Origin of the sequence: Pseudomonas sp. G11, from assembly GCF_029457515.1 — a bacterium.
Lineage (GTDB): Bacteria > Pseudomonadota > Gammaproteobacteria > Pseudomonadales > Pseudomonadaceae > Aquipseudomonas > Aquipseudomonas gorinensis.
In genome coordinates, this window is record NZ_CP120377.1 from 1,684,064 (window position 1) to 1,704,828 (window position 20,765).

Annotated in this window: 19 protein-coding genes; 16 read left to right on the top strand and 3 right to left on the bottom strand. The window is 61.8% G+C overall.

The features are described 5' to 3' along the window. Positions 1-131 precede the first annotated feature (131 nt). The 15 genes from P2T68_RS07630 (at position 132) to P2T68_RS07700 (ending at position 15,898) form a co-directional block, all read left to right on the top strand. Complete coding sequence (locus P2T68_RS07630; protein ID WP_024073779.1) at positions 132-1,754, top strand: methyl-accepting chemotaxis protein; 1,623 nt, start codon at positions 132-134, stop codon at positions 1,752-1,754. Further along, the gene (locus P2T68_RS07635) at positions 1,754-2,266 is read left to right on the top strand and encodes a chemotaxis protein CheW (protein ID WP_024073780.1); all 513 of its coding nucleotides are present in this window, start codon (positions 1,754-1,756) and stop codon (positions 2,264-2,266) included. The genes P2T68_RS07630 and P2T68_RS07635 overlap by 1 nt, the downstream gene beginning before the upstream one ends. After that, the gene (locus tag P2T68_RS07640) at positions 2,263-3,522 is read left to right on the top strand and encodes a CheR family methyltransferase (RefSeq protein WP_024073781.1); all 1,260 of its coding nucleotides are present in this window, start codon (positions 2,263-2,265) and stop codon (positions 3,520-3,522) included. Before P2T68_RS07635 ends, P2T68_RS07640 begins: the two co-directional genes overlap by 4 nt. Further along, a complete protein-coding gene (locus P2T68_RS07645; RefSeq protein ID WP_277379210.1) occupies positions 3,519-4,217 on the top strand; it encodes a chemotaxis protein CheW in 699 nt (232 codons plus the stop codon). Before P2T68_RS07640 ends, P2T68_RS07645 begins: the two co-directional genes overlap by 4 nt. Further along, a complete protein-coding gene (locus tag P2T68_RS07650) occupies positions 4,214-6,493 on the top strand; it encodes a hybrid sensor histidine kinase/response regulator (RefSeq protein ID WP_193690243.1) in 2,280 nt (759 codons plus the stop codon). The genes P2T68_RS07645 and P2T68_RS07650 overlap by 4 nt, the downstream gene beginning before the upstream one ends. Further along, positions 6,490-7,500, top strand: a complete 1,011-nt coding sequence (locus P2T68_RS07655; protein ID WP_168232380.1) for a chemotaxis response regulator protein-glutamate methylesterase — start codon at positions 6,490-6,492, stop codon at positions 7,498-7,500. Before P2T68_RS07650 ends, P2T68_RS07655 begins: the two co-directional genes overlap by 4 nt. Before the next feature lie 49 nt (positions 7,501-7,549). After that, entirely contained in the window at positions 7,550-8,551 is a 1,002-nt protein-coding gene (locus tag P2T68_RS07660) for a PleD family two-component system response regulator (RefSeq protein ID WP_024073785.1), read from the top strand. Positions 8,552-8,709: 158 nt separating this feature from the next. Further along, a protein-coding gene (gene prfB, locus P2T68_RS07665; protein ID WP_102625207.1) for a peptide chain release factor 2 occupies positions 8,710-9,805 on the top strand; the annotation gives its coding sequence in 2 pieces (ribosomal slippage) (positions 8,710-8,781 and positions 8,783-9,805; 1,095 coding nt in all). Between the two features lie 70 nt (positions 9,806-9,875). Next, positions 9,876-11,378: a lysine--tRNA ligase gene (gene lysS / locus P2T68_RS07670; protein ID WP_024073787.1), complete on the top strand. Its 1,503-nt coding sequence runs from the start codon at positions 9,876-9,878 to the stop codon at positions 11,376-11,378. A 107-nt stretch (positions 11,379-11,485) separates the two neighbouring features. Continuing rightward, positions 11,486-12,202 carry a TetR family transcriptional regulator gene (locus tag P2T68_RS07675; protein ID WP_024073788.1) on the top strand — a complete coding sequence of 239 codons (717 nt, stop codon included), beginning with the start codon at positions 11,486-11,488 and terminating at the stop codon, positions 12,200-12,202. 16 nt (positions 12,203-12,218) lie between these two features. After that, on the top strand, positions 12,219-12,767 hold the full coding sequence (locus P2T68_RS07680) for a hypothetical protein (RefSeq protein WP_024073789.1): 549 nt from the start codon (positions 12,219-12,221) through the stop codon (positions 12,765-12,767). A 21-nt stretch (positions 12,768-12,788) separates the two neighbouring features. After that, positions 12,789-14,066: a flavohemoglobin expression-modulating QEGLA motif protein gene (locus P2T68_RS07685; protein ID WP_024073790.1), complete on the top strand. Its 1,278-nt coding sequence runs from the start codon at positions 12,789-12,791 to the stop codon at positions 14,064-14,066. 77 nt (positions 14,067-14,143) lie between these two features. Then, complete coding sequence (locus tag P2T68_RS07690) at positions 14,144-15,049, top strand: alpha/beta hydrolase (RefSeq protein ID WP_069075379.1); 906 nt, start codon at positions 14,144-14,146, stop codon at positions 15,047-15,049. Then, positions 15,046-15,372 (top strand): hypothetical protein, encoded by a 327-nt coding sequence (locus P2T68_RS07695; RefSeq protein WP_024073792.1) that lies wholly within the window; start codon positions 15,046-15,048, stop codon positions 15,370-15,372. Before P2T68_RS07690 ends, P2T68_RS07695 begins: the two co-directional genes overlap by 4 nt. A gap of 199 nt (positions 15,373-15,571) precedes the next feature. Further along, positions 15,572-15,898 (top strand): hypothetical protein, encoded by a 327-nt coding sequence (locus P2T68_RS07700; RefSeq protein ID WP_277379211.1) that lies wholly within the window; start codon positions 15,572-15,574, stop codon positions 15,896-15,898. Between the two features lie 61 nt (positions 15,899-15,959). On the opposite strand, the gene P2T68_RS07705 is transcribed toward P2T68_RS07700, so the two are convergent. The 3 genes from P2T68_RS07705 to P2T68_RS07715 all read right to left on the bottom strand — a co-directional run bounded on the left by P2T68_RS07705 (position 15,960) and on the right by P2T68_RS07715 (position 17,856). Further along, entirely contained in the window at positions 15,960-16,745 is a 786-nt protein-coding gene (locus P2T68_RS07705) for an OmpA family protein (RefSeq protein WP_024073794.1), read from the bottom strand. A 55-nt stretch (positions 16,746-16,800) separates the two neighbouring features. Then, entirely contained in the window at positions 16,801-17,211 is a 411-nt protein-coding gene (locus P2T68_RS07710) for a DUF4398 domain-containing protein (protein WP_172831339.1), read from the bottom strand. 300 nt (positions 17,212-17,511) lie between these two features. Then, a complete protein-coding gene (locus P2T68_RS07715) occupies positions 17,512-17,856 on the bottom strand; it encodes a hypothetical protein (RefSeq protein ID WP_024073796.1) in 345 nt (114 codons plus the stop codon). A gap of 183 nt (positions 17,857-18,039) precedes the next feature. On the opposite strand from P2T68_RS07715, the gene ppc reads away from it, so the two are divergent. Further along, a complete protein-coding gene (gene ppc / locus P2T68_RS07720) occupies positions 18,040-20,685 on the top strand; it encodes a phosphoenolpyruvate carboxylase (RefSeq protein WP_024073797.1) in 2,646 nt (881 codons plus the stop codon). The last annotated feature ends 80 nt before the right edge of the window (positions 20,686-20,765 follow it).

Sequence of the window (20,765 nt, forward strand, 5' to 3'; positions counted from 1 at the left end):
TATCGGGAGCAAGCCCCCTCCCACAGGTTTTTTTTTACGTTCTGCGCGCGCCACATCAAAACCCATTGATAAATGAGGGCTTCTGCTCAGCTATACTCCCCTCCATTTGAATGGCCCTTCGAGGAAATACTGTGAAGAATTGGACCTTGCGCCAGCGAATTTTGGCGAGCTTTGCGGTCATTATCGCGATAATGCTGCTGATGGTCGTGGTGTCCTACTCACGGTTGCTGAAGATCGAAGCCAGCCAGGAATCGGTCCGCGACGATGCGGTCCCCGGGGTTTACCTCAGTTCGATGATTCGCAGCGCGTGGGTCGACAGCTATTTGCTGACTGTCGACATCATTGGCTTGCGCGACGAAAAGACCCTCACCAGTTCCGACAAGACCGACTACAAGTCTTTCGAAACGCGCATTGAACTGCTGATGGCCAGCTATGAAAAAACCGTTCATGGCCAGGCTGACCGCATGGAGTTCGATAACTTCAAGGCGTCGCACATCAACTACAACAAAGCGCTGGCCGAGGTGCTGGCTCGGATTGAGGCCAACGACCTGCCGGGGGCGAACGTGTTGCTTGAAGAGCAATTGACGCCGATCTGGACCGAAGGGCGCATGAAGCTCAACGACATCATCACTGAAAACAAGGACGTATCCGACCGGGCCACGGCGGCCATCGACGACGCGGTGCTGTCCGCCAAGATCAGCATGGCGGTGTCGCTGATCGTTGCCATCCTCGCCGCCGGCCTGTGTGGCCTGTTGTTGATGCGCGCGATCATGGCGCCGATGCACCGCATCGTCGAGATCCTCGGCGTCATGCGTACCGGTGACCTCAGCAAACGCCTGAACCTGGCGCGCAAGGACGAGTTCGGCGAGGTGGAGACCGGCTTCAACGACATGATGACCGAGCTGACTGCCCTGGTTGCCCAGGCACAGCGTTCGTCGGTGCAGGTCACCACCTCGGTCACCGAGATTGCCGCTACCTCCAAGCAGCAGCAGGCCACAGCCACTGAAACCGCGGCAACCACCACCGAAATCGGCGCCACTTCGCGGGAGATCGCGGCCACCTCCAAGGACCTGGTCCGTACCATGACCGAAGTGTCCACGGCTGCCGACCAGGCTTCGGTCGCCGCCGGTTCCGGCCAGCAGGGCCTGGCGCGCATGGAAGAGACCATGCACTCGGTGATGGGCGCCGCCGACCTGGTCAACGCCAAGCTGGCGATCCTCAATGAGAAGGCCGGCAACATCAACCAGGTGGTCGTGACGATCGTCAAGGTCGCCGACCAGACCAACCTGTTGTCCCTCAACGCGGCCATCGAGGCCGAGAAAGCCGGTGAGTACGGTCGGGGCTTTGCCGTGGTGGCCACCGAGGTACGGCGCCTGGCCGACCAGACCGCCGTGGCCACCTACGATATCGAACAGATGGTGCGCGAGATTCAGTCGGCGGTGTCCGCCGGGGTGATGGGCATGGACAAGTTCTCCGAAGAAGTGCGCCGGGGCATGTTCGAAGTGCAGCAAGTGGGCGAACAACTCTCGCAGATCATCCATCAGGTGCAGGCCCTGGCGCCGCGGGTGTTGATGGTCAACGAAGGCATGCAGGCCCAGGCCACGGGTGCCGAGCAGATCAACCACGCCCTGGTGCAACTGGGCGATGCCAGCAGCCAGACCGTCGAGTCCTTGCGCCAGGCCAGCTTTGCTATCGATGAGCTGAGCCAGGTGGCGGTCGGTCTGCGCAGCGGCGTGTCGCGTTTCAAAGTCTGATGAGCGACCTCGCGGCTAAACGCGGCGCCGTCCCGGCAGCGAAAAAGGCCTTGTTCCTGGTGTTCCACATCGGTGACGAGCGTTATGCCCTCAGGGCCACTGAGGTGGCCGAGGTGCTGCCGCGCCTGCTGCTCAAACCCATCGCCCATGCACCGCAGTGGGTCGCAGGCATCTTTGCCCATCGGGGCGCGATGGTGCCGGTTATCGACCTGAGCGCCCTGGCCTTCGGCAAACCGGCCCAGGTCCGCACCAGCACACGCTTGGTGTTGGTCAATTACCAGCCCGAACCCTGGCTCCAGGCCCGCTGGCTGGGGCTGATCCTGGAACAAGCCACGGACACCCTGCGTTGCGACCTGGGGGAGTTCAAGCCGTACGGCCTGGACAACCGCGCGGCGCCGTACCTGGGGCCGGTGCGTGAAGATGCCTTGGGCTTGATGCAGTGGATCGGCGTCAACGAATTGCTCACCGATGAAGTGCGCGCCTTGCTGTTTTCCGCCGAGCAAAGCCTATGAGCAACGACCCACGGTTTTTTGCGTTCCTGAAGCAACGCATCGGCCTGGACGTCGCTTCGGTCGGCGAGGCGATCATCGAGCGCGCTGTGCGCCAGCGTAGCCAGGTGAGCCAGGCGCAGACGGCGGATGAATATTGGCAGCACCTGCAACGTTCCCATGATGAACAGCAAGCGCTGATCGAAGCAGTAATCGTCCCCGAAACCTGGTTTTTCCGTTACCCCGAATCCTTCGCGACCCTGGCGCGGCTGGCGGTCGCCCGCCTGGCCGAGATCAAGCAAATGCGCGCATTGCGCATCCTCAGCCTGCCGTGTTCCACCGGCGAAGAGCCCTATTCGATCGCCATGGCCTTGCTCGACGCCGGGCTGGCACCGCACCAATTCAAGGTGCAAGGCATCGACGTCAGCCCGCTGTCGGTGGAGCGTGCCCGGCGCGGCGTGTATGGCAAGAACTCCTTTCGGGGAGGGGACCTGGCCTTTCGTGAGCGCCACTTCGTGGAGCACGCCGACGGGTTCCATATCGCCGACCGCGTACGCGAACAGGTACGCCTGCAAGTCGGCAACCTGCTCGACCCCGGATTGCTGGCGAATGAGCCCAGCTACGACTTTGTGTTCTGTCGCAACCTGCTGATCTATTTCGACCAGCCGACGCAAAAACAAGTGTTCGACGTGCTCAAGGCCCTGACCCACGTGGACGGCGTGCTGTTTATCGGCCCGGCCGAGGGCAGCCTGCTGGGCCGCCATGGCATGCGCTCGATTGGGGTGCCGCAGTCGTTCGCCTTCAGTCGGCAGGGCGCGCCGGACCAACCGGAGCCGGCCTTTGTGCCAAGGCCCATGCCGGCGCCGCCGCGCAGTGCTGCGCCGATTCCGCTCAAGCCACGCCCCTTCAGCACGGTTCGCCCCCATGGCGTGCCGATCAAGGCGCCGCCATCCGAGGCCGGTGACTTGCTCAGCCAGATCGCCACCCTGGCCAACGAGGGCAAAAGCGCCGAGGCCCGTGCGGCCTGTGAACGTTATTTGAATGCCCACCCACCGGTCGCCCAGGTGTTCTACTGGTTGGGGCTGCTCAGTGATGTGGCCGGCAGCGCCCTGGAAGCCCAGGGGTATTATCGAAAAGCCTTGTATCTGGAACCGCAGCACGCGCAGGCCTTGATGCACCTGGCTGCGTTACTCGAATCCCAGGGCGACAGCGCGGGGGCACGCCGCTTGCAGGCGCGTGCTGCCCGTAGTGAGCGAGCTGACAGTGAGTCCAAACGATGAGTAGCCCTGACGCACTCGACACCGCCGGCCTGGACCTGACCCTGGCCGACACCCAGGCCATCGATGATTGCTGGAACCGTATCGGCATCCATGGTGACAAGTCCTGCGCACTGCTGGCCGATCATATTCACTGCCGCAACTGCGCGGTGTACTCCGCCGCCGCCACGCGCTTGCTGGACCGCTACGCCCTGCAACAGGACGACCACCGCCGGGCAGCGGTCGAACTCGATCAGGATATCGTCACCCGTTCGTTGCTGATGTTCCGCCTCGGCGAAGAATGGCTGGGTATCGCCACCCGTTGCCTGGTGGAAGTGGCGCCGTTGCAACCGATTCACTCCCTGCCGCACCAGCGCTCCCGGGCGTTGCTCGGTGTGGCCAATGTGCGCGGCGCGCTGGTGGCGTGCCTGTCGCTGGTGGAACTGCTGGGCCTGGACGCCGCCGGCACCAGCGCTAGCGGTGGGCGGAGCATGCCGCGCATGTTGATCATCGCCGCGCAGGATGGTCCGGTGGTGGTGCCAGTGGATGAAGTCGACGGCATCCACGCCATCGATGAGCGTACCTTGAAGGCAGCCTCGGCCTCCGGCACCCAGGCCAGCGCTCGCTTCACCCAAGGGGTGTTGCAGTGGAAAGGCCGCAGCCTGCGTTGGCTGGATGAGGCGCAATTGTTGTCTGCCGTGACCCGGAGCCTCACATGACCCCCGACCAGATGCGTGATGCCTCGCTGCTGGAACTGTTCAGCCTGGAAGCCGATGCGCAGACCCAGGTCTTGAACGCGGGCCTGCTGGCCCTGGAGCGCAACCCGACCCAAGCCGACCAGCTCGAGGCCTGCATGCGTGCCGCGCACTCGCTCAAGGGGGCCGCGCGGATTGTCGGTGTGGACGCCGGGGTCAGCGTGGCGCATGTCATGGAGGATTGCCTGGTCAGCGCCCAGGAAAGTCGCCTGTACCTGCAACCCGAGCATATCGATGCGCTGCTGCAAGGCACCGACCTGCTGATGCGCATCGCCACCCCGGGCAACACCGTGGGGCCGGCAGATATCGAGGCCTATGTGGCGTTGATGGAGCGCTTGCTCGATCCGTCGCAGCCCGTGGCGAAAGTCGCCCCACCGCCGGAGCCGGTACCGGTTCCCGCCCCTGTGGTCGAGGCGCTGCCGCCTGAACCCGAGCCCGCGCCGCCTGTTATCGGCGAGCCACCGCGCCACAACAAACGCATGACCGAAGGGGGCGAGCGGGTCTTGCGGGTCACCGCCGAGCGCCTGAACAGCCTGTTGGACCTGTCCAGCAAATCCCTGGTGGAAACCCAGCGGCTCAAGCCTTACCTGGCCAGCCTGCAACGCCTCAAGCGGATCCAGAGCAACAGTGCGCGCGCCCTGGACCATCTCGATGGCCACCTCAAGCCCCTCGGCTTGCCCCTCGAAGCCCTGGAAGCCCTGGCTGACACCCGGCGCCTGTTGAGTGAAGCCCAGGCCCTGCTCGCAGAAAAAACCGCCGAGCTGGATGAGTTCGGCTGGCAGGCCGGGCAACGCGCCCAAGTGCTCTACGACACCGCGTTGGCCTGTCGCATGCGCCCGTTTGCCGATGTGCTGGCCGGGCAGGTGCGCATGGTGCGCGACCTCGGCCGCAGCCTGGGCAAGCAGGTGCGCCTGGAAATCGAGGGCGAAAAAACCCAGGTCGACCGCGACGTGCTGGAAAAGCTCGAAGCGCCGCTGACCCATCTGCTGCGCAATGCCGTCGACCATGGCATTGAACTGCCCGAACAGCGCCTGCTCGCGGGCAAGCCGGCAGAGGGCTTGATCCGCCTGCGCGCGTCCCATCAGGCTGGGCTGTTGGTGCTGGAGTTAAGCGACGACGGCAGTGGCGTCGACCTCGAGCGTCTGCGCGCCACCATCGTCGATCGGCACCTGGCCCCGCTGGAGACCGCCCTGCGCCTGAGCGAAGAAGAACTGCTGACGTTCCTGTTCCTGCCGGGCTTCAGCCTGCGGGACAAGGTCACCGAGGTGTCCGGGCGCGGGGTCGGCCTGGACGCGGTGCAGCATATGGTGCGCCAATTGCGGGGGGCGGTGGTGCTGGAGCAGACGCCGGGGCAGGGCAGTCGTTTCCACCTCGAAGTGCCGTTGACCCTGTCGGTGGTGCGCAGCCTGGTGGTGGAAGTCGGCGAAGAAGCCTATGCCTTTCCGCTGGCCCACATCGAGCGCATGTGCGACCTGGCCCCCGACGACATTGTGCAACTGGAAGGGCGCCAGCACTTCTGGCACGAAGGCCGGCATGTCGGCCTGGTCGCGGCCAGCCAGTTGCTGCAGCGCCCGCCGGGGCAAAGCAATGACGAAACCCTGAAGGTGGTGGTGATTCGCGAGCGCGATGCGGTGTACGGCATTGCCGTGGAGCGTTTTGTCGGCGAGCGCACCCTGGTGGTGTTACCGCTGGATGATCGCCTGGGCAAGGTCCAGGATATTTCTGCCGGCGCCTTGCTGGACGATGGCTCGGTCGTCTTGATCGTCGATGTCGAAGACATGCTGCGTTCGGTGGACAAACTGCTCAACACCGGGCGCCTGGAGCGGATCGCCCGGCGCAGCCAGCAGGCCACCGAAGCGCCACGCAAGCGGGTGCTGGTGGTCGACGACTCGCTCACCGTGCGCGAGTTGCAACGCAAATTGCTGCTCAATCGCGGTTATGAAGTGGCCGTGGCGGTCGATGGCATGGACGGCTGGAACGCCTTGCGCTCGGAAGACTTCGACCTGCTGATCACTGACATCGATATGCCTCGCATGGACGGTATTGAATTGGTCACACTCCTGCGGCGTGACACGCGCTTGCAATCGTTGCCGGTGATGGTGGTGTCGTACAAGGATCGCGAAGAAGACCGACGTCGGGGACTGGACGCTGGCGCCGACTATTATTTGGCCAAAGCCAGCTTTCACGACGACGCCCTGTTGGACGCCGTGGTGGAACTGATTGGAGGGGCCCGGGCATGAGGATTGCGATCGTCAATGACATGCCCATGGCCGTGGAAGCCCTGCGCCGTGCCTTGAGTTTCGAGCCCGCGCACCAGGTGGTGTGGGTTGCCAGCAATGGCCTCGAAGCGGTGCAGCGCTGCGCCGAACTGACGCCGGACCTGATCCTGATGGACCTGATCATGCCGGTGATGGACGGTGTGGAGGCCACCCGGCGGATCATGGCCGAGACCCCGTGCGCGATCGTGATCGTCACGGTCGACCGCCAGGCCAATGTCAGCCGTGTGTTCGAGGCCATGGGCCATGGTGCCCTTGATGTGGTGGATACACCGGCGCTCGGCGTGGGCAACCCCAAGGACGCGGCGGCGCCGTTGTTGCGCAAGATCCTCAATATTGGCTGGCTGATTGGCCAGCGTGGCAGCCGCGTACGCGCCGAAACCGCAACCCCGCGCAGCACCGGCAAACGCCAGAGCCTGGTGGCGATCGGTTCCTCGGCCGGTGGGCCGGCTGCCCTGGAAATCCTCCTCAAGGGCTTGCCCCGGGACTTTCCCGCCGCCATTGTGCTGGTGCAGCATGTGGACCAGGTGTTCGCCGCCGGTATGGCCGAGTGGTTGAGCAGCGCCTCCGGCCTGCCGGTGCGCCTGGCACGCGAAGGCGAGCCGCCACAAAGCGGCGTGGTGCTGCTGGCCGGCACCAACCACCATATACGCCTGTTGAAAAATGGCACGCTGGCCTATACCGCAGAGCCGGTGAACGAAATTTACCGGCCGTCCATCGACGTGTTTTTCGAAAGCGTCGCCAGCCACTGGAATGGCGATGCCGTCGGCGTATTGCTGACCGGCATGGGCCGTGACGGAGCCCAGGGCCTCAAATTGATGCGTGAACAAGGATATTTGACCATCGCCCAGGACCAGCAGAGTTCGGCGGTGTATGGCATGCCCAAAGCGGCGGCGGCGATTGATGCTGCTGTTGAAATTCGCCCATTGGATAGAATTGCGCCCCGATTGCTGGAGGTGTTTGCAAAATGATCCGTACCTCCGGCTGCTGGTTTGCAGGCAGTAATTCAGGTGACTGCACATGAATGACTTACAGATCGACGACATCAAGACCGACGAAAACGCCGCCATGGTGTTGCTGGTCGATGACCAGGCGATGATCGGTGAAGCCGTACGACGCGGCCTGGCCCACGAAGAAAACATCGACTTCCACTTCTGTGCCGATCCGCACCAGGCGATTGCCCAGGCGATCCGCATCAAGCCCACGGTGATCCTGCAGGACCTGGTGATGCCCGGCCTGGATGGCCTGACCCTGGTGCGCGAATACCGCAACCACCCGGCCACGCAAAACATTCCGATCATTGTGCTTTCCACCAAGGAAGACCCCCTGATCAAGAGCGCGGCGTTCTCGGCCGGGGCCAATGATTACCTGGTCAAGCTGCCGGATAATATCGAACTGGTGGCGCGTATTCGCTACCACTCGCGCTCGTACATGACCTTGTTGCAGCGTGATGCGGCGTACCGCGCGCTGCGGGTCAGCCAGCAACAGTTGCTGGACACCAACCTGGTGCTGCAGCGCCTGATGAACTCCGACGGCCTCACCGGCCTGTCCAACCGCCGCCACTTCGACGAATACCTGGAACTGGAGTGGCGCCGCGCCTTGCGCGACCAGACCCAGTTGTCGCTGCTGATGATCGATGTGGATTTCTTCAAGACCTACAACGACAGCTTTGGCCACGTCGAAGGCGACGAAGCCTTGCGCAAGGTCGCCGCCAGCATCCGCGAAGCCAGCAGCCGCCCCTCGGACTTGCCGGCGCGCTATGGCGGCGAAGAATTCGCCCTGGTGCTGCCCAACACCTCGCCCGGTGGTGCGCGGTTAGTCGCGGAAAAGCTACGCATGGCCGTCGCGGCCCTGAAAATCCCCCATATCGCTCCGACCGAAGGCTCCAGCCTGACCATCAGCATCGGCCTGTCGACCATGACGCCCGTGCAAGGCACCGATTGCCGACAACTGATCATGGCGGCGGACAAGGGGTTGTATACGGCCAAGCATAACGGGCGTAACCAGGTGGGCATCGAGTGACCTGAGGCCGCAACCGATCAGAATGTGTGAGAGGGCGTGCCCCCCCTCCCACATTTAACCCTGCGTAGTCTGCCTTTTCGCCAAGCGGACTGCCGTTTGCACCCGTTTGCCGTTATACTCGCCGGCTTTCAAAAGTTCGCCAACGAGTGCTGCCCGCCATGGAAATCAACCCGATCCTTAACACCATCAAGGACCTGTCCGAGCGCTCCGAAACTATTCGGGGGTATCTTTGACTACGATCAAAAGCATGAGCGTCTGACCGAAGTCAATCGCGAGCTTGAAGATCCGAGTGTCTGGAACAAACCTGAATACGCCCAGGAACTGGGCCGCGAGCGTTCTGCGCTGGCGCAGATCGTCGATACCCTCGACGAGTTGAACACCGGTCTGGCCGATTGCCGCGACCTGCTGGACATGGCCGTCGAAGAGAACGACGAAGGCGCAGTGGGCGATGTCGTCGCCGAGCTGGCCCGTCTCGAGGAAAACCTCGCCAAGCTTGAATTCCGCCGCATGTTCAGCCACGAGATGGACCCGAACAACGCCTACCTGGATATCCAGGCCGGTTCCGGCGGCACCGAAGCCCAGGACTGGGCCAACATCCTGTTGCGCATGTACCTGCGCTGGGCCGACAAGCGCGGTTTCGACGCCACCATCATGGAGCTGTCGGCCGGTGAAGTCGCGGGTATCAAGGGCGCGACCGTGCACATCAAGGGTGAATACGCCTTTGGTTGGCTGCGTACCGAGATCGGCGTACACCGCCTGGTGCGCAAGAGCCCGTTCGACTCCGGCAACCGTCGCCACACCTCGTTCTGCGCAGTGTTCGTCTCGCCCGAGATCGATGACAAGGTGGAAATCGAGATCAACCCGGCCGACCTACGGATCGACACCTACCGCTCCTCCGGTGCCGGTGGCCAGCACGTAAACACCACCGACTCGGCTGTCCGTATTACCCACGTCCCGACCAACACCGTGGTCAGTTGCCAGAACGAACGTTCCCAGCACGCGAACAAGGACACCGCCATGAAAATGCTGCGGGCCAAGTTGTACGAGCAGGAAATGCAGAAGCGCAACGCCGCTTCCCAGGCGCTGGAAGACACCAAGTCGGATATCGGCTGGGGCCACCAGATCCGTTCTTATGTGCTTGATGCGTCGCGGATCAAGGATTTGCGCACTAACATCGAACGCAGTGACTGCGACAAGGTGCTCGACGGCGATATCGACGAATACCTGGAAGCCAGCCTGAAATCGGGGCTGTAAACCGTCAGCCCGACCTCAAGTCCCCCGTCATTGGCGGGGGCAACGAACCTGTGATGGAAAATCTAAAGACATGAGCGACCAACAACTCGACCCGCAAGCCCTGCAACAGGAAGAAAACTCCCTGATCGCCCTGCGCAAGGAAAAGCTTGCTGCCGAGCGCGCCAAGGGCAACGCCTTCCCCAACGACTTCCGTCGCGATGCCTACTGCGAAGACTTGCAGAAGCAATACGCGGACAAGACCAAGGAAGAGCTGGCAGAGGCTGCGATCCCGGTCAAGGTGGCAGGTCGCATCATGCTCAACCGTGGCTCGTTCATGGTGATCCAGGACATGTCCGGGCGCATCCAGGTCTACGTCAACCGCAAGACACTGCCGGAAGAAACCCTGGCCGCCGTGAAAACCTGGGACCTGGGCGACATCATCGCCGCCGAAGGCACCCTGGCCCGTTCCGGCAAGGGCGACCTGTACGTTGAAATGACCAGCGTGCGCCTGCTGACCAAATCCCTGCGCCCGCTGCCGGACAAGCACCACGGCCTGTCCGACACCGAGCAGCGTTACCGCCAGCGCTACGTTGACCTGATCGTCAACGAAGATGTACGCCACACCTTCCGCGTGCGTTCGCAAGTGATTGCCCACACCCGCGCCTTCCTGATGAAGCGTGACTTCCTGGAAGTGGAAACCCCGATGCTGCAAACCATCCCCGGTGGTGCCGCAGCCAAGCCGTTCGAAACCCACCACAACGCGCTGGACATGGAAATGTTCCTGCGCATTGCGCCTGAGCTGTACCTCAAGCGGCTTGTTGTTGGCGGGTTCGAAAAGGTGTTCGAGATCAACCGCAACTTCCGTAACGAAGGCGTCTCGACGCGTCACAACCCTGAATTCACCATGTTGGAGTTCTACCAGGCCTACGCCGACTACGAAGACAACATGGACCTGACCGAAGAGCTGTTCCGCGAGCTGGCGCAACTGGTCCTGGGCAGCACCGACGTGCCATACGGCGACAAGGTGTTCCATTTCGGCGAGCCATTCGTGCGCCTGTCGGTATTCGATTCGATCCTCAAGTACAACCCTGAGCTGACCGCCGACGACCTGACCGACATTGACAAGGCCCGTGCCATCGCCAAGAAAGCCGGGGCCAAGGTGCTGGGCTTCGAAGGCCTGGGCAAGCTGCAGGTAATGATTTTCGAAGAGCTGGTGGAGCACAAGCTGGAACAGCCGCACTTCATTACCCAGTACCCGTTCGAAGTGTCGCCGTTGGCCCGTCGCAACGATGACAACCCGAACGTCACGGACCGTTTCGAACTGTTCATCGGCGGTCGCGAAATCGCCAACGCCTATTCCGAGCTCAATGACGCGGAAGACCAGGCCGAGCGCTTCATGGCGCAGGTGGCCGACAAGGATGCCGGTGACGACGAAGCCATGCACTACGACGCAGACTTCGTGCGTGCGCTGGAATACGGCATGCCGCCAACGGCCGGTGAAGGCATTGGGATCGACCGCCTGGTGATGTTGTTGACCAACTCGCCGTCGATCCGCGATGTGATCCTGTTCCCGCATATGCGGCCACAAGCGTAACCGTAGCGAAATCCGAAGCCGCCTTTTATAAGGCGGCTTTTTTATGGGGCGTCTATAAGCGTCAAGCAAACAGCGCCAGGTTTTTGAACTGTTCAAGGATGTGTGTCGTGAACCGCGTAACCGCTCAAGAAGGCGCCGCCGGCATTGCCGCTGCCGTGGCTGAAAGCGTCCAGTACCAGGGCCGCAAGGCCAGCCGTCGGGGCAGCGAGCAACGCAGGCAAGACATTCTCGATGCGGCCATGCGCATCGTGGTGCGTGAGGGCGTGCGTGCCGTGCGTCACCGCGCGGTGGCGGCGGAGGCGGGCGTGCCGCTGTCGGCCACCACTTACTACTTCAAGGATATCGACGACCTGCTCACCGATACCTTCGCTCAATACGTTGAACGCAGTGCCGCCTTCATGGGCAAGCTGTGGGTACGTAACGAAGGTTTGTTGCGCGAGATGGTTGCCTACGGCGATGGCAGCCCGCAGTCACGCTCGCAACTGGCGGACGACATCGCGCGGTTGACTGCCGACTACGTGCAGCGCCAACTGACCAACCGTCGTGAGTACCTGATGGCCGAGCAGGCGTTTCGCCAGGAGGCCCTGCTCAACCCGCGCCTGGCTGAGCTGGTGCGTTCCCACCAGCAGATCCTGTTGCAGGGCACCGGGCAGTTTTTTCAGGTATTGGGCTCGCGTGAGCCGCAACAGGATGCCAAAGTGTTGACGGCGATAATCGGTCGGATGGAATATCAGGGCCTGCTTGGCGGGCCAGAGCCTCTGGCCGCCGAAGAGATGCTTGAGATTCTCAAGCGTTACATGCATTTGGTGTTGGCCTCGGTCTGACACCGGGGGATGTTTGATGAATGCCTGGCGTGTCGCGGTAATCGCCTTGTCCTTCCTGCTGCTCAGCGGTTGCCTGGTGACCTTCAAGGATCCGCTGCCGACCCGCGAGGCAGCACCGCAGGCCCTGTTGGGCCAGTGGGCCAGCAAGAATGCCTGGGGCGAACCTCTCAACCTGCGCATCACCCGTGCCGGCGAACACCGTTACAAGGCCGTGAGCTACCCTACAGCCAAGCCCGGCCAGCGTGATGAATACCTGTTCAGCGTGTCGCGCCATGGCAATCGTTGGTACCTGTCGGCACCGTTACCCGCCAAGTTCGGTGGGCATTACTTCCTGGCAGGGTTCGAGTTCGACGAAAAGCACGAATTGGTGGTCTATAACCTCGACCTTGAGCAAATTCACCAAGCGATAGGCCAGCATGCCTTGCATGGCAGCACCGTGGACACCGTCGAGGGCCCCGGCGTGCAGGTGGACAGCCCCATGGACCAGGTATTTGCGTACCTGGATGACCCGGCCAATGCCGATGTGTTTGTGGAAGCCGTGCGCTACCGGCGCGTGGGCAAATAACGTTTAAAGGGGAAGCACCGGGTGGACGATTACCAGCAGACGATACGCACCTTGTCTGATCGCATTGTGCTGGCGCAAACACCGATCCGCGTCCTCGACGCCGTGAAATGGGACGAGAACATTCGCCAGGGGTTCCTCAAGGCCAAGGGCAAGGCCATGCCCGCCGTGGACCGCGACTACTACCTGAATCGCCCGCTGTCGTTCGATTCCAGCGCGGTCAAGCTGGAGTTCCAGAACATCGAGCGCGATATCACCCGCCGCCTCGGCCAGTTCAGCCCGGTGGGGCAGATCATGCGTCGCATGTGCCGCGAATACCGCATGGTGGTGCGTATGCTCGAGGCCCGTGGCACCGAGGATTTCGGCCTGATTTCCCAGGAACTGTACGGTGCCGCTTCCGATGCCTTCCATGCCGGTGACCCGACCCTGGCCGACCTGGGCCTGATGCTCTCCGACTACCTGAACAATATCGATGGCCGTGGCGACCTCAAGGACGAGGCCAAGACCCTTACCGCCAAGGATGCCGTGGCGTTGCTGCAAACGCGCTTGAACAAGGTGTTTGGCGAGGCCGAAGAAACCATCCGTGTCTTCGAGTCCGACGGGATCGTCGCCGACGCGGCGGCAGGCGCCGACTACATCAAGATCCGCGCCGATGCGATGTTCAATGAGCGTGATGTGCGTGCCCTCGAAGTGCATGAGGGCCTGGTGCACGTCGGCACCACCCTCAATGGCCAGAACCAGCCGATCTGCACCTTCCTGTCCAAGGGCCCGCCGTCTTCCACCGTGACCCAGGAAGGCCTGGCGATCCTGATGGAGATCATCACGTTTGCCTCCTACCCGAGCCGCCTGCGCAAACTGACCAACCGCACCCGCGCCATCCATATGGTGGAGGAGGGCGCCGATTTCCTGCAGGTGTTCGAGTTCTTCCGCGAGCAAGGCTTTGAAATGGCTGAGAGCTATGGCAACGCCAGCCGGGTGTTCCGTGGTTCGGTGCCTGATGGCCTGCCGTTTACCAAGGATTTGTCCTACCTCAAGGGCTTTATCATGGTCTACAACTACATCCAGCTGGCCGTGCGCAAAGGCAAGCTGGAACAAGTGCCGCTGCTGTTCTGCGGCAAGACCACCCTGGAAGACATGCGTACCTTGCGCCAACTGGTCGACGAAGGCCTGGTGGTGCCACCCAAGTACCTGCCCGAGCAGTTCCGCGACATGAACGCGCTGGCGGCGTGGATGTGCTTCTCCAACTTCCTCAACCACCTGAGCCTGGACCGGATCGAGGCGGATTACTCGAATATCCTGTAAAGGATGTACTGACGAAGCCGGCTCGAGAATCTGTGAGGGGCGGTGCGACGATTCGACTATCAGCGAGGCTTCAACGGATGAGAATCCTCGGCATTCTTTGCCTGCTACTCACATTGAGCGGTTGCAGCTCCTTGTTGTTCTATCCCGAGCCCGGCCTGCCGTTCACGCCGGAAAAAGCTCATCTGCCATATCGCGACGTCACCCTCACCACGGCCGACGGGGTCAAGCTGCACGCCTGGTGGCTGCCGGCCAAGCCCGGTGTGCCGCTCAAGGGCACCGTGCTACACCTGCACGGCAATGGCGGCAACCTGGCCTGGCACCTCGGTGGCAGTTGGTGGTTACCCGAGCAGGGCTATCAAGTGCTGCTGCTGGACTATCGCGGCTATGGGCTGTCCGAAGGCAAGCCCTCGTTGCCGGCGATCTATCAGGACCTGGATGCCGCCTTCGCTTGGATCGACAAGGCGCCCGAAACCCAGGCCCAACCCTTGATCGTCCTCGGCCAAAGCTTGGGCGGCGCACTGGCGGTGCATTACCTGGCTGTCCACCCCGAGCGTCAGGCCCGGCTCAAGGCCCTGGTACTGGATGGCGTACCGGCCAGTTATCGTGACGTAGGACAATTCGCCTTGAGCACCTCCTGGTTAACATGGCCGTTTCAGGTGCCGTTGTCCTGGCTGGTGCCAGACGGCGATAGCGCGATCCATGCCATGCCCAAGCTGACCGGTGTACCGAAATTGCTGTTCCACAGCCTGGATGACCCGATCGTGCCGCTGTCCAATGGCATCCGCCTGTATCAGGCCGCGCCGCCGCCGAGGGTGCTGCAACTGACCCGAGGTGGGCATGTGCAGACCTTTGCCGACAAGACCTGGCAAACCGTGATGCTGCGCTACCTGGATGACCCGCAACACTTCAATGGCCTGCGTCGCCTCGGCGAAATTCCGAACTACCCCATTCCTAAAGTTGACTCATCAGAGAGCCCGCAATGAGCGAAGAACGCAACATGATCCCGCTGATTCTCACTGGCATCGGCACTATCATCGGCACCGTTGGTTGCCTGTGGTACTACGGCTACCTGCACTTCGCCAAGCCGGAAGATGCGTTGCTGCTCAGTGACTTCACCATGCTCAAGACCGTGCCGGGCGAGGACTACAAGATCTCCCTGACCCCGGCCGCCCAGGTGGCGCAGTGCGTCGATGGCGTGTTGGTACTGTTTGATACCGAACAAAAAGGCCTGACGGGCGTATTGGTGAATAGCAAGAAACAGGCGGTGCGTTGCATGGGCCAGGAAACGCCACAGTTGCAGGAGTAGGGCCGAAATCTGCTGCCACCGTGTGAGAAACCGGCTTGGAGCGCTAGGAGCAAGAGCCCAAGTAAACCGCAGGTTTATAGTTCAAGGCATGTCAGAACCGAGAGTCGCCGGAACCATTTACAGTCGATTACCACAGATTTCGGACTGATCAGCGTCGCTGAATCGGTTCGTTCTAATTCATTAATCCGGAGTCGACTATATGAGCATAGGTGGTGTTGGCGGCAATTCTCCAATGGACGGTGTCGGTTCTCAGGGCAGTGGTTCGGGCCAAAATGAACTCGGCGCGCTCAAACAGCTGGCTGAGGCGCTGAAAAAGCAGATTGAAGCGATGCAAAGCCAGGGAGGTGGGGGCGCCGAAGGCGGTGGCGAACTTGATGAACTGAAGAAACTGCTCAAGGAGCTGATGGAAAAGATCGAGAAGCTGCAAGGCGGCCAAGGCGCCGATGGAAACAAGTCTGGTGCAGAAAGTGATTCAGGCAAAGTCCAGGCGACGGTCGAGCAGAGTAAAGTGTCGATCGCTTTCTGATGAATGTATCGTCACCAAGAACCCCGCCTATTGGCGGGGTTCTTTATGCTGCATCAGACGATCAGTAGGCGACGGACGAGCGCGGCTTGACCGGCTGGTTATCGTTGGAGATGGTCACTTCAACGCGGCGGTTCATGGCGCGGCCCGACACGCTGCCGTTATCGGCAACCGGGTATTCCTTGCCGTAGCCGGTGGTCACGATGCGGCGTGGGTCAACGCCCATCTTGATCAGTGCAACCTGCACCGAAGCGGCACGGCGCTCCGACAGGCTCTGGTTGTAGGCATCACTGCCGGTGCTGTCTGTGTAACCTTCGACGATCACCTGGCGATCCGGGTTTTCCTGAAGGAACTGAGCCAGCTTGTTGATGTTGACCAGGCCGCTGGCCTTCAGGTCGGCCTTGTTGGTAGCGAACAGCACATCACCAAAGGTCACCAGGGTGCCGCGCTCGGTTTGCTTGGCGTTCAAGCTGTCCTGAAGTTGCTTGATCTGTGCATCACGGGCTTCGAGCAGTGCACGGGCACGTTCGTCTCCAGCGTTTTTCAGCTTGGCTTCGGATTCGCGCAGCGCGATGGTGTCTTTGGCCACTTCAACGCGCTGGTTGGTCAGGTAGGCCAGTTGGTCAACTTTCTTCTGGTCTTCCTTGTCGCGGTAAGCCTTGTCGGCTTTGTCCAGCCAATCCTGGGCGTCCTTGGTTTCCAGGGCCGCTACTTTGGTGGCATTCGGGTTGGCTTGCAGGGCCGAGAAATTGGTCCGTGCGTTTTCCAGGTTCGCGTTTGGCGGGGTGGAGCAGGCCGCCAGGGCAACGCTCATCGCCAGCAGGGCAGGGATCATCAATTGTTTACGCATAGTCGTGTCGTCCTTTCAATTCGATATCGGGTGCAATGCAATCAGGTGCGGCGCTTTATTTCTGCTGGATAGCAGCCGGGCGCATGCCTTCCTGACGCAGCTCCTGAACAGCTTTCTGGGAATCCTTCACAGCCTGTTCGGCCTTGGCGGCCTGGGCTTTACGCTCGGCGACGCGAGCGTCCCACTCAGCTTGTTCGGCCAGGCGACGGGCTTCGTCGTAGTTTTTGTCGTGCATAGCGATCTCGGCTTGCTTGAGCTTGTCCTGGGCCGATTTCATTTCAACTGCTGCGTACTCGGTGCCGCCGGCGCTGACTGCGCTGTTTACCGCGGACTGAGTCACCGCGTATTGCTCGGTTGGCGGGTTGCCGGCGCAACCAGCCAGAACGAAGCTGGTGCCGATCGCCAGCGCGGCCAATTTAAGCCCGCGCAGGTGGTTAAACGAGGATTTGGCTGTGCTGGTCTTCATCGTCTTCAACTCCATTGGATAACTCCTGAAAAACATCAAAATCTATGTCACTGGTCAGTGGTTGCGGCGGCTGGCGGTAAAGCAACCAGTGCCCTTTCAAACGACTGTTCCAAGTGATGGCTTACTGGTTGTGACCGGAGGCTTTTTTCAAAAGTTCAGACGAGATGGCTATTTGCCTAAAAATAAATCTGACCGATTGGTCAGCGAATAAAAGATGGAACTTTTGCCGCGCGCAGGGGTACGCCGAGCCTCTGAGAGGCCCGGAATACCGGGGTTAAACGGGGGAGGAAAGGAGGGGGCTCAGTGCTTCTGCTCGTCGGTACTGGCCGACAAATCGTGCAGATAGCGTCGCGATAGACTCAGGAAGCGCGGGGTCGGGCCGACGTCTTCGTACAGCGGATCGCCCTCTTCGTCGGTGGCAATCACGTGCTGGCCCTTGATGTAGGGAAAGCTGGCTTCCAGCTCTTCAAGGGCGGCACCGATCAGCTCGCCGAGCAGTTCTTCGGTGTTGCGCTTGGGGTACATTTCGGCAATGGCCGCCAGCCTTGCGGCGGCCTCCACATCCAGATGGATCGCATATTCGGTCTTGGTCAAGCGACCCTTGGCGTTCTCTTCCCAATGCTGGGCCAGTTCTCGAATTTTCATGGCAACCTCAATAAAGCCTGCGGTAGCGGGCGGTGATGAGTGACCAGTCGCTCGCATGGATAACGCGACGACTCACAGTTGAGACTAGCTGCAAGTCACAAGGTTTAAAGTCTTGTCATAAAACCAGGCTGGCGGCACTCTGACAGATCTGCGCGTCCCGGATTTCTGGCTGGAGATTGGCTGATGAGTGATATCGATGCACGCTTGCGCGAGGATGTTCACCTGCTGGGTGAGCTGTTGGGCAATACCATTCGAGAGCAGTACGGCGATGATTTTCTCGCCAAGATCGAGCAGATCCGCAAAGGAGCCAAGGCTGACCGGCGCGGCGCCGTCTCGGATAAAACGGCTGGCGATGAACTGAGCAGCAGCTTGAACCAGTTGCAGGAAGACGAACTGCTGCCCGTCGCCCGGGCCTTCAACCAGTTCCTTAACCTGGCCAATATTGCCGAGCAGTACCAATTGATTCATCGGCGCGATGAGTCGCAACCGGCGCCCTTCGAAGCACGCGTATTGCCGGAGTTGCTGGCCCGCCTGCAACGCGAAGGCCACAGCAACGAGTCGCTGGCCCGCCAATTGGGGCGCCTGGAAATCGAGCTGGTGCTCACCGCCCACCCCACTGAAGTGGCGCGGCGCACCCTGATCCAGAAATACGATGCGATCGCCGCGCAACTGGCGCTGCAGGATCACCGCGACCTCACCACGGCCGAGCGCGAGCAGATTCGCGAGCGCCTGCAGCGGTTGATCGCCGAAGCCTGGCACACCGAAGAAATCCGCCGCACCCGGCCCACTCCGGTGGACGAGGCCAAATGGGGTTTTGCGGTGATCGAGCATTCGCTTTGGCATGCGATCCCCAATTACCTGCGCAAGGCCGACCATGCGCTGCATGCGGCTACCGGCCTGCACTTGCCACTGGAAGCCGCGCCGATCCGCTTTGCGTCCTGGATGGGCGGCGACCGTGACGGCAACCCGAATGTCACCGCGCCGGTCACCCGTGAAGTGCTATTGCTGGCCCGCTGGATGGCCGCCGACCTGTATCTGCGCGATATCGATCAATTGGCCTCGGAACTGTCGATGCAACACGCCAGCCCGGCGTTGCAAGCCAAGGTCGGTGACAGCGTCGAACCCTATCGGGCGTTGCTCAAGCAACTGCGTGACCGCTTGCGCGCGACCCGCAGTTGGGCTCAGGCTTCGCTGACTGTCGCCACCCCGGCGAGCGCAGACGTGTTGCAACACAACCGTGACCTGCTCGAGCCGCTGGAGCTTTGTTACCAGTCGCTGCATGAATGCGGCATGGGCGTGATTGCCGATGGCCCATTGCTCGATTGCCTGCGTCGTGCGGTCACCTTCGGCCTGTTCCTGGTCCGCCTGGACGTGCGCCAGGACTCCAGTCGGCATACGGCGGCCATGACCGAGATCACCGATTACCTCGGCCTGGGTCGTTACGAAGACTGGAACGAGGAGATGCGCATCAGCTTCCTCATGAAAGAGCTGGCCAACCGTCGCCCCCTGTTGCCGGGCTATTTCAAGCCGTCGGCGGACACGGCCGAAGTGTTGAATACCTGCAAGGAAGTCGCCGCCGCACCGGCCGCCTCCCTGGGTTCGTACGTCATCTCCATGGCCGGGGCCGCCTCGGATGTGCTGGCGGTGCAACTGTTGCTTAAAGAGTCGGGCGTGCAACGGCCGATGCGGGTGGTGCCGCTGTTCGAAACCCTGGCCGACCTGGATAACGCGGGCCCGGTGATCGAGCAACTGTTGCTGTTGCCGGGTTACCGCGCACGGTTGCAGGGCCCGCAGGAAGTCATGATCGGTTACTCGGACTCAGCCAAGGATGCCGGCACCACTGCCGCTGCCTGGGCGCAGTACCGTGCCCAGGAACGCTTGGTGGATATCTGCCGTGAGCAACAGGTGGAACTGCTGTTGTTCCACGGTCGCGGTGGCACCGTGGGCCGTGGCGGCGGCCCGGCCCACGCGGCGATCCTGTCGCAGCCACCGGGGTCGGTGGCGGGGCGTTTCCGTACCACCGAACAAGGGGAAATGATCCGTTTCAAATTCGGCCTCCCAGACATTGCCGAGCAGAACCTCAATCTCTATCTGGCTGCCGTGTTGGAAGCGACGCTGCTGCCACCGCCGCCACCGGAGCCTGCGTGGCGGCATTTGATGGATGAATTGGCGGCAGACGGTGTCAGCGCCTATCGCGCCGTAGTGCGGGAAAATCCGCAGTTCGTCGAGTACTTCCGCCAGTCGACGCCGGAGCAGGAACTCGGTCGCTTGCCTCTGGGCAGCCGCCCGGCCAAGCGCCGTGCCGGTGGTATTGAAAGCCTGCGGGCGATTCCGTGGATCTTTGGCTGGACCCAGACCCGCCTGATGTTGCCCGCCTGGCTGGGCTGGGAAGCGGCCCTGAGCAAGGCGCTGGAGCGTGGCGAAGGCGAACTGCTGGGGCAAATGCGCGAGCAGTGGCCGTTCTTCCGCACCCGCATCGATATGTTGGAAATGGTGCTGGCCAAGGCCGATGCCGACATCGCGCGGCTGTATGACGAGCGCCTGGTGCAGCCGGACCTGCTGCCATTGGGTGCGCATTTACGCGACCTATTGTCGCAGGCGTGCCAGGTGGTACTTGGCCTGACTGGCCAGTCGCAACTGCTGGCGCATAGCCCCGACACCCTGGAGTTCATCCGCCTGCGCAATACCTACCTGGACCCTTTGCACCTGTTGCAGGCCGAATTGCTGGCACGCTCCCGTCAACAGGAAGCGGCGCAGGACAGCCCTCTGGAACAAGCGCTGCTGGTGTCCGTGGCCGGTATCGCCGCCGGGTTGCGTAACACCGGCTGAGGTTTTTTGCGCGTTCTCGACGCCTTGCCGGTAAACCGTGACGACCGCCCTGAACGGGCGGTCGTTGTTTGAGCGGCCGG